12 protein-coding genes are annotated in these 12,096 nt (G+C 69.8%); 10 read left to right on the top strand and 2 right to left on the bottom strand.

Going from position 1 to position 12,096, the window contains the following annotated elements; translation table 11 throughout:
• A partial coding sequence (gene nudC, locus PKH97_RS07775) for an NAD(+) diphosphatase (RefSeq protein WP_324386837.1) occupies positions 1–867 on the top strand: 867 nt, incomplete at its 5' end.
• Positions 868–912: 45 nt separating this feature from the next.
• Here nudC and PKH97_RS07770 read toward each other — a convergent pair.
• Positions 913–1,170: a mycoredoxin gene (locus PKH97_RS07770; RefSeq protein ID WP_324386836.1), complete on the bottom strand. Its 258-nt coding sequence runs from the start codon at positions 1,168–1,170 to the stop codon at positions 913–915.
• A gap of 77 nt (positions 1,171–1,247) precedes the next feature.
• Here PKH97_RS07770 and PKH97_RS07765 point away from each other — a divergent pair, with 77 nt between their 5' ends.
• The 4 genes from PKH97_RS07765 to PKH97_RS07750 all read left to right on the top strand — a co-directional run bounded on the left by PKH97_RS07765 (position 1,248) and on the right by PKH97_RS07750 (position 5,662).
• Positions 1,248–3,374 (top strand): ATP-dependent DNA helicase UvrD2, encoded by a 2,127-nt coding sequence (locus PKH97_RS07765; RefSeq protein ID WP_324386835.1) that lies wholly within the window; start codon positions 1,248–1,250, stop codon positions 3,372–3,374.
• A 117-nt stretch (positions 3,375–3,491) separates the two neighbouring features.
• Positions 3,492–3,650 carry a hypothetical protein gene (locus PKH97_RS07760; protein WP_324386834.1) on the top strand — a complete coding sequence of 53 codons (159 nt, stop codon included), beginning with the start codon at positions 3,492–3,494 and terminating at the stop codon, positions 3,648–3,650.
• Positions 3,651–3,820: 170 nt separating this feature from the next.
• A complete protein-coding gene (locus PKH97_RS07755; protein WP_324386833.1) occupies positions 3,821–4,108 on the top strand; it encodes a WhiB family transcriptional regulator in 288 nt (95 codons plus the stop codon).
• A gap of 48 nt (positions 4,109–4,156) precedes the next feature.
• Entirely contained in the window at positions 4,157–5,662 is a 1,506-nt protein-coding gene (locus PKH97_RS07750; RefSeq protein ID WP_324386832.1) for an alkaline phosphatase family protein, read from the top strand.
• 113 nt (positions 5,663–5,775) lie between these two features.
• Here PKH97_RS07750 and PKH97_RS07745 read toward each other — a convergent pair whose 3' ends face one another.
• A complete protein-coding gene (locus PKH97_RS07745; protein ID WP_324386831.1) occupies positions 5,776–6,546 on the bottom strand; it encodes an NAD-dependent epimerase/dehydratase family protein in 771 nt (256 codons plus the stop codon).
• Between the two features lie 24 nt (positions 6,547–6,570).
• Between PKH97_RS07745 and PKH97_RS07740 the strand changes: the two genes are divergently transcribed.
• The 5 genes from PKH97_RS07740 (at position 6,571) to PKH97_RS07720 (ending at position 12,047) form a co-directional block, all read left to right on the top strand.
• Entirely contained in the window at positions 6,571–7,047 is a 477-nt protein-coding gene (locus PKH97_RS07740; RefSeq protein ID WP_324386830.1) for a VTT domain-containing protein, read from the top strand.
• Positions 7,048–7,194: 147 nt separating this feature from the next.
• Positions 7,195–8,784, top strand: a complete 1,590-nt coding sequence (gene serA, locus PKH97_RS07735; RefSeq protein WP_324386829.1) for a phosphoglycerate dehydrogenase — start codon at positions 7,195–7,197, stop codon at positions 8,782–8,784.
• A 149-nt stretch (positions 8,785–8,933) separates the two neighbouring features.
• Positions 8,934–9,992, top strand: coding sequence for a 3-isopropylmalate dehydrogenase (locus PKH97_RS07730; RefSeq protein ID WP_324386828.1), 1,059 nt, complete (start codon positions 8,934–8,936; stop codon positions 9,990–9,992).
• 130 nt (positions 9,993–10,122) lie between these two features.
• Positions 10,123–11,217, top strand: coding sequence for a branched-chain amino acid aminotransferase (locus PKH97_RS07725; protein WP_324386827.1), 1,095 nt, complete (start codon positions 10,123–10,125; stop codon positions 11,215–11,217).
• Entirely contained in the window at positions 11,196–12,047 is an 852-nt protein-coding gene (locus PKH97_RS07720) for an HAD family hydrolase (protein ID WP_324386826.1), read from the top strand. Before PKH97_RS07725 ends, PKH97_RS07720 begins: the two co-directional genes overlap by 22 nt.
• Positions 12,048–12,096: the final 49 nt, after the last annotated feature.

Below are 12,096 nucleotides of genomic sequence, written 5' to 3'. Positions count from 1 at the left end.
TTCGCGGGCCCTGCCCTGTCGACGCCCGCCGAGTCGCTGTTCGCGGGCCCTGCCCTGTCGACGCCCGCCGAGTCGCTGTTCGCGGGCCCTGCCCCCTCGGAACCCGGCCCCACCGCCGACGCATCCGAACGCGGGCATGCCAGCCCGCCCGCGCTCGGGTGGCGCGCTCCGGAGGCCGGGGACACGGCATACGGGCAGGTCTTTCTCGGCGTCGCGGACGGCGCCGCCCGCGTCGCGCTGCTGCTGCCGCGCGATAAAGCTGGCGCCGGCTGGGTGGGGTTGCGTGAGTGCGGCGCCGACCTCGACCCGGCCGACGCGGAAGCCCTCACGACGGCGACAGCGCTCGGCAACTGGCACGCGACGCATCGGCACTGCCCGCGTTGCGGGGCACCAACCGAGCCGGCCAACAGCGGCTGGACCCGCCGCTGCCCCCAGGACGGCAGCGAACACTTTCCGCGCACCGACCCGGCCATCATCGTGGCCGTCACCGATCCCGACGACCGGCTGCTGCTCGCCCGGAACCCGGCCTGGCCCGAGGGACGCCTCTCGGTGCTGGCCGGATTCGTCGAGCCGGGCGAATCCCTGGCCATGACGGTGGCCCGGGAGGTCTTCGAGGAGGTCGGCGTGCGGGTGCGCGATGTCACCTACCTCGGCGACCAGCCGTGGCCCTTCCCGGCCTCACTGATGCTCGGCTTCGAGGCGCGCACCGACGACGCGACACTGGTCCTAGACCCGACCGAGATCGCCGAGGCCGCGTGGTTCACCCGCGCCGACTATCGCCGCACCGTCGACGAAGGCGCCTGGGGCGGCGGCACCTCGGTCTCGATCTCACGCCGCCTCATCCAGCACTGGCTGGCGCGCGGCTGATTGCCACCCGAACCGTCGAACCGCCCGACGTGGGAGGGGGCGGACTCAGGCGAGGCGCTTCTTGACCTCGATCAGGCTGGGGTTCGTGGCGGTCGAGCCATCGGGGAAGAGCAGGGTGGGCACCGTCTGGTTGCCGTTGTTCACCGACATGACGAAGTCCGCGAGCGCGGGGTCCTCCTCGATGTTGACCTCGGTGTAGGCGATGCCCTCGCGGTCCATCTGCGACTTCAGGCGTCGGCAGTAGCCGCACCAGGTCGTGGAGAACATGGTGACGTTGCCGGCTTCGGGCACGGACACGGACATACGGGAGCTCCTTGCTCGCAACAAATAGTGTGGATGCCATTGTGACAACGTCGGCGCGGCCACGTACCTTCCTGAGGGTGACCACCCTGCCCGACGCCGACGCGATCCTGGCGGCGCTCGACCCCGAGCAGCGCGAGGTGGCGAGCGCGCCGCTGGGCGCGATGCGGGTGGTCGCGGGTGCGGGGACGGGCAAGACGCGGGCGATCACCCACCGGATCGCGTATGGCGTCCGGTCGGGTGCGCTGCAGCCACAGCGGGTGCTGGCGCTCACCTTCACCGCACGGGCCGCAGGCGAGATGCGCACCCGCTTGCGCGAACTCGGCGTCGCCGGCGTCCAGGCGCGGACCTTTCATGCCGCTGCCCTGCGCCAGCTCCACTACTTCTGGCCCAAGACCGTCGGCGGCGCGGCGCCCGAGATCATGCCCGCCAAGGCGGCCGCGGTCGCGGAGGCGTGCGGCCGCCTCCAGCTCCGGTTCGACCGCACGGGGATGCGCGATCTCGCCGGCGAGATCGAGTGGGCCAAGGTCTCGCTCGTCACACCCGACACCTATGCGGCCGCGGCCGCCCGCGCCCGTCGCACCCCGCCCGGCCTGGACGTGACTGCCATGGCCCGCGTCCTCGCCGTCTACGAGGACGTCAAGTCCGAACGCGGGGTCATCGACTTCGAGGACGTCCTGCTCATGCTCCGCGGCATGCTCGATGCGCGCCCAGACATCGCGACGACCGTGCGCGAGCAGTACCGCCACTTCGTTGTCGACGAATACCAGGACGTCAACGCGGTCCAGCAGGCGCTGCTCGACACCTGGCTTGGTGGCCGCGACGACCTGTGCGTGGTCGGCGATCCAGCGCAGACCATCTACTCCTTCACCGGCGCCTCCGCTCGACATCTTCGCGACTTCGCCAGCAAGCTCCCCGGCGCCCGCACTGTCGAGCTCGTGCGCAACTACCGCTCGACCCCCCAGATCATCACCCTCGCCAATGGCCTGGCCCGCGCACCGGGCGGCGCCCGCCGCTGGGGTGGCGTCGAACTCGTCGCCCAGCAACAGCCCGGCCCCGCGCCGCGACTGAGGACGTATGCCGATGACGCGGCCGAAGCGGCCGGAGTTGCCGACCTCGTGTTCAACGCCATGGCGGCCGGCACGCCAGCGAGTCAAGTCGCCATCCTCTTCCGCACCAATGGTCAGAGCGAGGCCTTCGAATCGGCGTTGTCGCACAAAGGGATTCCCTATCTCGTCCGAGGTGGCGAACGCTTCTTCCAACGCAGCGAGGTCAAGGAGGCGACCGTTCTCCTGCGCGGCGCGGTTCGCTCCGACGATGGGGAGACACCGCTGCCCGAGCTGGTCCGCAGCGTGCTGACCGGGGCCGGCTGGAGTCGCACGGTGCCGGTCGGCGGGGCCGCGCGCTCGCGCTGGGAGTCCCTGGATGCCCTCGCCGTCCTGGCCGACCAGGTCGTCGGGGTCAGCCCCGCCGCCCGGATGGCCGAGTTCGTTCACGAAATCGACGAGCGCGCTGCCGCCCAGCACGCCCCGGCCGTTGAAGGAGTGACCCTGGCATCGCTGCACGCGGCCAAGGGTCTGGAGTGGGACGTCGTGATCCTCGCCGGGGTCAGCGATGGTCTCCTGCCGATCACGATGGCTGAGACCGGGGCCGAGATCGATGAGGAACGGCGCCTGCTCTATGTCGGCGTCACCCGCGCCCGCCGAGACCTGCACCTGACCTGGGCACAAGCGCGCGTGGCCGGCAGCCGCTCATCGCGGCGCCCCTCGCGTTTCCTCGACGGGCTCCTGGCGGGTACGGGCACATCGGCCACCGCCGGCGTGCGGGGGCGACCGGCCGGCAAACCCAAGGAGAAGAAGATCGCGACGTGCCGCACGTGCGGCGACGCCTTGACGACGGCCGTCGAACGCACGACTGGGCGCTGCGGGAACTGCCCCGCGACCTATGACGAGACGACCTTTGCGGCGCTCAGGGCGTGGCGTGCGGCGGTCGCGAAGGCGGCGAGCGTGCCGGCATACGTCGTGTTCACCGATGCGACGCTGACAGCGATCGCCGAGGCGACGCCGAGTGATGATGCGGGTTTGGTGCGGATTACCGGTGTGGGACAACGGAAATTGACGCTCTATGGGCCGTCCGTGCTGGCCGTTCTCGGTGGCGGCGACCCGGCGGAAGTGGCCGCCGAAACCGCTGCAGGCAACGCCAAATAGCGCTCGCGCGCAATTGGGGCGTTTATTCGCATGACAGCGTCCGGCGCGAGGGGTTACTCTGCCTGGGACGCCGACCGGCGTCACCGGCCAGCACACCGCGAAAGGAGCGCAGCAAGGATGAGCACAACCACGATGATCACCAGCGTCGTTCCGGCGTCCCTGTCCGCTGCCTACCCGACGCACGCTGCCGCCCAGGTGCTGAGCGCCGCTGCCGGTTTTGCCGGTGTCGACCGCACCAAGGATGGCTGGGGATCTCCGCCTGGATGGAGCCCGTGACGCATCAGCGTCATGAGCGACCGACATCCAGGCCGCGGATCCCAACAGGATCCGCGGCCTTTGTCATTCCCGGACCAAATCCCTTGCCGCACAACTGAATCCACAGTGCCACAACCCGGCACGACACCAGACCGCCCACGACGGCGGCCGATCAAGGAGGTGAAGCCCCCATGCAACTCACTGCGCTGCTGGACCACGGCGCGCGCGCCACGCTGGAGACCGGGGAGATCCCGTGCCAGTCCAACGACCCCGAACTGTGGTTCGCAGACACGCCCGAGGGCGTCGAGTTCGCGAAGGCGCTGTGCGTCAGCTGCCCGATGATCGAGGCCTGCCTCGGCGGTGCGCTCGATCGACGGGAAGCGGCCGGGGTCTGGGGTGGTCAGTTCTTCGTCGATGGTGTCGTCGTTGCCCGAAAGCGGCCCCGGGGTCGCCCACGCAAGGACTCCTACGCCGCCTAGGGCTCCCGCCATTAATGGGGTGTCAAGGTTGCGGCGTAGTCTCGCGCCGTGCCGCACCTGCATCCCGACCATGAGCGGGTCGTCGCCGCGCTGACGACGCGTGATCTCGCCGCGGTCGTCGACCTCGTCGTGTGGGCAGCCACCGACGAGGCCGGCGATCACTGCGCGTATGCCGCCAACCACCTCGGCCGGGTCCGGCTGGAGCCGGGTGGACGGCACACGGTCCTCTCCGGGATCGATCCGATCGCCAGCGAGGACCCGATGGCCTTCCTCCCGTATGCCGCGGAGCTGGCCTCGCCCTCACCAGCGCGATCGGTCCACAACGCTTATCCGTATGCCGCAGAACGGCTCTTGTCCTTCTTCGCCGAGCCGGACCGGAGCCCGGATTTGGCGATCGTGCATACGCCCCGGCACTTCTTCCCCGAAGTGGGCGGGCATGTGGGGGAGCATGGCTCGCTCGATGTCATCCAGTCGCGCGCGCCATTGATCATCGCCGGGGCGCGCGCCCGGCGCGGCGGCTATGTCGACGACCACGCCCGGCTGATCGACGTCGGCCCCACGCTGGCCTGGCTCGCGGGTGTGCCCGAGGCGGCGCTGCGTGACGGCGCGGGCGCCCCGCTCGACGGCCGGGTGTTGCATGAGCACCTGGTCGACGCTCTGCCCAGCCCGGTCATCGGCATTCTGTGGGACGGCGCGCATTGTGGCGATCTGCTCGACCTCGCCGAGCGCGGCGAGTTGCCCGCCGTGGCCCGGTTGATCGCCGCCGGCCGCGCCCTGCGCGGTGGCGCGGTCGCGCAGTTCCCGAGCATCACCTTGACCAACCACACCTCGATCCTCACCGGCGTCGGACCGGGGCGCCACGGCGTGATGGGCAACGTCTACTTCGACCGGGCGAGCGCGGAACGCGTTGTGCCCAATGACAATTCAACGTGGCACCGAAGCAGCGACTGGCTGCATCCGGAAGTCCGGACGGTCTTCGAGTTGGTTGGGGAGCACGTGGTGCCGAGTGCTGGCGGGGCACCGCGGACGGCAAGCGTCGATGAGGCAATCGATCGCGGAGCGGACTACTCGACCATGCAGCTGATCCGGTCCAGCGGTCAGACGGCGGGCGCTGGGGGCCTGGGGGACCGGCTGCCCGATGCAGCCACATCGCCTTTCCTCGCCGACCCGGCGCACTTGAGCGACGACTACTTCTCCTGGGGCGTGCAGGTCGACGACCTCGGCCTGACCCAGATGCGCCAGCTGTATGCCCGCGCCGACACGATGCCGCGCCTGACCTGGTGGGCCAATGTCGTGACTGACGCCGGCCACCACGGCGGCGGGCCGCGCTCGGAGTTGGCGCGGGCGTCCCTGCGGCAATCGGATGCCCGCCTCGGTGCCTTCCTCGACCACCTCGATGCCCTGGGCGTCACCGACCAGGTGACCTTCGTCTTGACCGCCGACCATGGCTTCGAGGGCAGCGACCCGGCCGTGCGCGGATCGTGGACGCCCGCGCTCGATGTCCTGAGCATCCCCTATCGCGACGAGGGCCCCGGCCTGGTCTACCTCCTTTGAGTCCCTACCGTCCTGCCATTGGGGCGATCACCCCGCCGGTTAACCCGCCCCAGCGGCTGCGAGGGAGGCAGCACGATCGAGGGCAGCCTTTGCCGCCCTCGGGCGGGGCGAGGTCAGCGCCGGGGCAGACGCGGCGGCTGCCGGGCCAGCCACGCGGTGAAGCGCTCCCCGCCCACCTCGACATCGGCGCCGGGCAGGATGGCTCCGCTCGCAAAGGCCTTGAGCGTTCCGCCGAGGGCAGGCAGGTCCAGGCGCCGCCGGATCGGCCGGCCCTGGTGCCCGGCCACCAGCCCGGCGATCTGCTCGGCCGTGAGCAGGTCCGGCCCGGTCAGGTCCACATGCCGCGCAAAGCCCGCTGGCGCTGGTTCGCTGGCCACCTCCGCCAACCGCCGGGCGACGAAGGCGATGTCGACTGGCTGGATCCGAAAACCCTTGACCCCCAAACCGACCGGCCCCACACGCGCCCGAGCGATCGACGCCGCGAGCGAGTGGAATTGCGTTGCCCGCATCACGGTCGCCGGGATGCCCAGGGTCTCCAACTCCCGCTCGGCCGCCCACTTTGCCCGGTAGTAGGGATAGGGCACGCGGTCGACCCCGACGATGGAGATATAGACCACATGGGGTGGCCGGGCTAGTGTCGCCGCGGCCTCGCCCACCCGCCGCGTCCCGCCGGTCGTCACCGACCCGAACTCCCACGGCCGCATGGTGTCGGCCGTATGCACGACCGCATCCGCCCCGGTGAGCACCCTCGTCAGTCCGGCGCCGGTCTTGACGTCCACGCCGGTGCGCCGGCTGGCGACGATCGCGTCGTGGCCGAGGTCGCCCAGAGCCGTCACGACGCGGCTGCCGAGATGTCCCAAGCCACCGGTGACAATGATCCGCATACTCGTCAGCCTAAGGTTGCGCCCATGCGAGAGTTGGTCGACGGCTGGCCGTTTTGGGCCGTCTACCTCTTCTTCTTTGCCGGCGCGATGGTCCGCGCTCATGTCACGTATGCCGTGGGGCTGGCCCTGCGCGCCGGCACCCACCGCGGGCGGCTGGCACAGTCGCGCCTCGGCAAGCGCCTTGACGGCCCGGCCATGGAGCGGGCGGAGCGCCAGGTTGCCCGCTTCGGGCCCCCGCTAGTGACGCTCTCCTTCCTCACCGTCGGCGTGCAGACCTTGGTCAACGCGGCCGCTGGCGGGCTGCGGATGGGCTGGCAGAGGTATACGCCGGCCACGGTCCTGGGCTCCTTGCTCTGGGCGGGGTTGTACACAACGGCCGGGTTCGCTGTCGTCGACGCCCTCTTCGGTCGGGTTGCGTGGTGGTGGCTCATCGTCGCCGCCGCGATGATCGCCCTTGTGGTGATCGTCACGCGCTGGTGGGGCCGCCGCCTCGGCCACTGACCAAGGCGACCGCATCGCGGAACCGGGTGACCGGCATACGGACAATCACGCCTAAGATCGGACGTGCACAAGGTCGTGCCGTCCCTGGCCGCTCGTCGGCCGCGACCCGTCACCCGGGTCTTGTCATCACACAAAGGAAGCGCGCTCATGACCAAGCCGGTCGTGCTCATCGCCGAAGAACTCTCGCCCGCCACCATCGAGGCCTTGGGGCCGGACTTCGAGGTCCGCACCTGCGACGGCGCGGACCGATCCGAACTGCTCGCCGCCCTACCGTCGGTCGACGCCGTCCTGATTCGCTCCGCGACCAAGATGGACGCCGAGGCGATCGCGGCGGCGGCGAAGCTGAAGGTCATCGCCCGCGCCGGCGTCGGCTTGGACAATGTCGACGTGCCCGCGGCTACCACCGCGGGTGTGATGGTCGTCAACGCGCCGACCTCCAATATCACCTCGGCTGCCGAGCTCGCAGTGGGCCTGCTGCTCGCGACCTCGCGCAATATCGCGCCCGCCAGCCAGGCGCTCAAGGGGGGCGCGTGGAAGCGCAGCAAGTACGGCGGTGTCGAACTGCTCGACAAGACCGTCGGCATTGTCGGCTTCGGCCGGATCGGGCAGCTCGTGGCCGAGCGCCTCAAGGGCTTCGGCATGGAGATCCTCGCCTATGACCCGTATGCCTCGGCGCAGCGCGCCGGCCAGCTCGGCGCCCGCCTGGTCGGCCTTGATGAGTTGCTCGCCGAGTCCGACTTCATCACCATCCACCTGCCCAAGAACGCCGAGACCCTCGGCCTGATCGGCAAGGAGGCGCTGGCCAAGGTCAAGCCCTCGGTACGCATCATCAACGCCGCCCGCGGTGGCGTGCTGGACGAGACCGCCTTGGCCGACGCGATCGCCGAGGGCCGGGTCGCCGGCGCCGGTCTGGACGTCTTCGCGACCGAGCCGTGCACGGACAGCCCGCTCTTCGGCTTCGAGTCCGTCGTCGTCACCCCGCACCTCGGAGCCTCGACCGAGGAGGCTCAGGAGAAGGCCGGCATCGCCGTAGCCAAGTCGGTGCGCCTGGCGCTCGCGGGCGACATCGTCCCGGATGCCGTCAACGTCGCCGGGGGTGTCATCGCCGAGGAAGTCCGCCCCGGCATCGATCTGGTGGAGAAGTTGGGCCGGATCTTCACCGGCGTCGCCGGAGCCGTTCCGGTGCAATTGGATGTCGAGGTCGGCGGCGAGATTACCCAGTACGACGTCAGCATCTGGCAACTCTCCGCCCTTAAGGGTCTGTTCACCGACATCAGCACCAACCCGGTGACCTATGTCAACGCGCCGCTGCTGGCCAAGGACCGCGGCTGCGAGGCGCGCCTGATCACCAGCCCGGTCGCCGAGGACTTCCGCAATGTCACCACGCTGCGCGGCACGCTCGCCGACGGCACGGTCGTCGAGATCGCGGGCACGCTGACCGGGCCGAAAATGGTGCAGAAAGTCATCGGCGTCAACGGTTTCGACCTCGAGGTCCCGATCAGCGAGCACATGGCCTTCTTGTCGTATGTCGACCGGCCCGGTGTCATCGGCGCCTTCGGCCGCCTGCTCGGCGACGCCGGCGTCAACATTGCCGGTATGCAGGTCTCCCGCGACTCCGCGGGCGGCGCGGCCCTCGTCGTGCTCACCCTCGATTCCCCGATCCCGGCCGACGTCCTGAGCGCAATCGCCGCCGAGGTGGACGCGACGCTGGCGAAGGTCGTGAACCTCACCGACTGACAACTTTCCCGCCCGATGCCACAAACCCTTTGGACGCAACGGAAGATTTCCGTTGCGTCCAAAGGGTTGCCTATCCCATCCCGGATCGGGCCCGACCACACCCTGAGATCGCCGTATCACTAGGCGAGAAGGCGCCATACATTGAGGGCATGTCCCAGGACGCGCCCACGGAGCCTACGACCATCGACCTCGCCGTGATCGGCGGCGACGGCATCGGCCCGGAAGTGGTCGCCGAGGGCCTAAAGGTCCTCGACGCGGTCGGCGTCAAGGCAGCCACGACCGACTACGACCTCGGCGCCCGGCGCTGGCACGCCACCGGTGAGACCCTGCCCGACAGCGTCGTCACGGAACTGCGCGGCCAGGACGCGATCCTGCTCGGCGCCATCGGTGACCCGACCGTCCCCAGCGGCGTCCTCGAGCGTGGCGTCCTGCTCCCGCTGCGCTTCGCCCTCGATCACTTTGTGAACCTGCGCCCCGCGAAGCTCTACCCGGGGGTTGCCAGCCCCCTGGCCGTCGAGCGCGTCGCTCCGAACGGCATCGACTTCGTCGTTGTGCGCGAGGGCACCGAGGGCCCGTATGTCGGCAATGGTGGTGCCGTGCGCGTCGGCACGCCCAACGAGATCGCCACCGAGGTCAGTGTCAACACCCGATTCGGTGTCGAGCGCGTCGTGCGCGACGCCTTCGCCCGCGCGCAGGCGCGTCCGCGGAAGCACTTGACATTGGTGCACAAGCACAATGTTCTGGTCAATGCCGGTCACCTGTGGCGCCGCACCGTCGACGAGGTCGGCCACGACTTCCCCGATGTCGAGATCGGCTACCAGCACGTCGACGCGGCGACGATCTTCCTCGCCACCGACCCGGGCCGCTTCGATGTCATCGTCACCGACAACCTTTTCGGCGACATCATCACCGACATCGCCGCGGCCATCGCCGGCGGCATCGGCCTCGCCGCGAGCGGCAATATCAACCCAACAGGCGACAACCCGAGCATGTTCGAGCCGGTCCACGGCTCGGCCCCCGACATCGCCGGCCAGGGCAAGGCCGACCCGACGGCGACGATCCTCTCGGTCGCCATGCTGCTCGCTCACCTCGGGTATGCCGAGGCGAGCGCCCGGGTGGAGCGGGCGGTCGCGGCCGACCTCGCCGAACGAGGCAGCGCTGCGCGCAGCACTGCGCAGGTCGGCGATGCCATCGCCGCTCGCCTCTGAGCCGTCGACCGGGGCGTCCCGACCACCACCCGACAAGCAACGCCGGCCGCCCGCCCCACGCGGGCGGTCCTGGGCAGTCGCCGGCACCAAGTACCGTGGACAGTAACGATCGCACCGGAAGGACGCCGCCATGAGCCTGACATTCACGACCACCCCCAACCCCAGCCCGGTCGGTGCGGCCGAGCGTGCGTCGATTCTGCAGAACCCGGGCTTCGGGCAATACATGACCGACCACATGGTCACCGCGACGTGGACCAAGGGCGAGGGCTGGCACTCGGGTGAGCTCACGGCATACGGCAATATCTCCCTTAGCCCGGCCGCCGCGGTCCTGCATTATGCGCAGGAGATCTTCGAGGGGATGAAGGCGTATCGCCATCCCGACGGCTCGATCTGGTCCTTCCGTCCCGAGGCCAATGCCGAGCGCCTCATCACCTCCGCGCGCCGGATGGCGTTGCCGGAGTTGCCGGTCGAGGACTTCCTTGAGAGCGTGCGCCTGCTCGTCGAGGCCGACCAGGGGTGGGTGCCCGCGGCCGACGAGGGCGAGAAGAGCCTCTATCTGCGCCCCTTTATGTATGCCAGCGCCGCCTTCCTCGGCCTGCGCCCCTCCATCGAGGTCAAGTACTCCGTCATCGCCTCGCCTGCGGCGGCGATCTTCACCGGCGGCCTGCGGCCGGTCAAGCTCTGGTTGTGCGAGCACTTCGCGCGCGCCGGCGCGGGCGGCACCGGTGCCGCCAAGTGCGGCGGCAACTACGCCTCCGCGCTCGCCGGGCAGATCGAAGGCACCGAGCACGGCTGTGACCAGGCCGTCTTCCTCGACTCCTCGACCCACACCTTTGTCGATGAGCTGGGCGGGATGAACCTCTTCTTCATCAAGAGCGATGGCACCCTGGTCACCCCCGAGCTGACCGGCACGATCCTGCCGGGCATCACCCGCAGCTCGGTGCTGGAGCTGGCCAAGGAGTTCGACCTCAGCGCCGAGGAGCGCAAGATCCCCGTCGAGGAGTGGAAGCGGGGTGTGGCCAACGGCGACATCCTCGAGGTCTTCGCCTGTGGGACCGCCGCCATCATCACGCCGGTCGGCGAGCTGGTCTGGGAGGGCGGCAGTGCTCCGTCCACCGCGGGTGAGCACGGCGGCCCGATCACCAATGGCATCCGCGAGCGGCTGCTCGGCATCCAGAAGGGGACGTCCGAGGACACCTACGGGTGGATGCACCGCCTGGTGTGACCGCGTCCCGTATGCCGGCGGCCCGCCCCCGCGCAATCGCCACCGATCTCGACGGCACGCTGCTGCGCAGCGATGGGTCGGTGTCACCGCGCACGATCGCCGCTCTGGAAGCTGCTGCGGCCCAAGGGATTCCGGCAATCCTGGTGACCGCGCGGCCGCCGCGCTGGCTGCACGGACTCAGCGATCTCGTCGGTGCGCACGGCATCGCGATCTGCGGCAATGGCGCTTTTGTGTATGACGTGGCCGCCCGCCGGGTCCTCGAGGCGCACCTGTTCGACCGCGACCAACTCACCGCCGTGGTCGGCGATCTGCGCGCCCACATTCCCGGGGTGATGATCGCGGCCGAGTGCCCATCGGGCCTGTGGGTTGAGCCGGGTTGGCCGAATCCGCATCGCGAGGCGGACGCCCACCGCCGCGCCGGGCCGATCGAGGATCTCCTGGCCAGTGAGCATCCCGAGGACGGCGTCGGCAAACTTCTGGGTCTCGCCAAAGGCCTGACCACCGGGGATTTCCTTGCGGCCGTGCGTGCTTCGGTAGGGGAGCGGGCCGTGCTCGCCTACTCGGGCGCCTTTGGTCTCGCCGAATTGAACCCTCCGGGCGTCACCAAGGCGGCCGGCCTGGCGCGCTGGTGCGCCGACCACGGCATACCGGCACAAGAGGTGTGGGCCTTCGGCGATATGCCCAACGATTTGCCGATGCTGCGCTGGGCTGGTCGGTCGTTCGCGGTCGCCAATGCCGATCCCGAGGTGCTGGCCGTGGCCAGCGATCATTGCCCGGCCAATGACGAGGACGGGGTGGCGCAGGTCATCGAGCGAGCGCTTGACGGCTAAGTGCGAGCCCGCGGCGCGCGACGCGGTTAAAGGTTCATACAAGAACCAT

The sequence above is a fragment of the Nostocoides sp. genome (assembly GCF_035343835.1).
GTDB lineage: Bacteria > Actinomycetota > Actinomycetes > Actinomycetales > Dermatophilaceae > Nostocoides_A > Nostocoides_A vanveenii.
The sequence above is the reverse complement of the archived record's forward strand: the minus strand, read 5'-3'. Positions and strand labels throughout refer to the sequence as shown.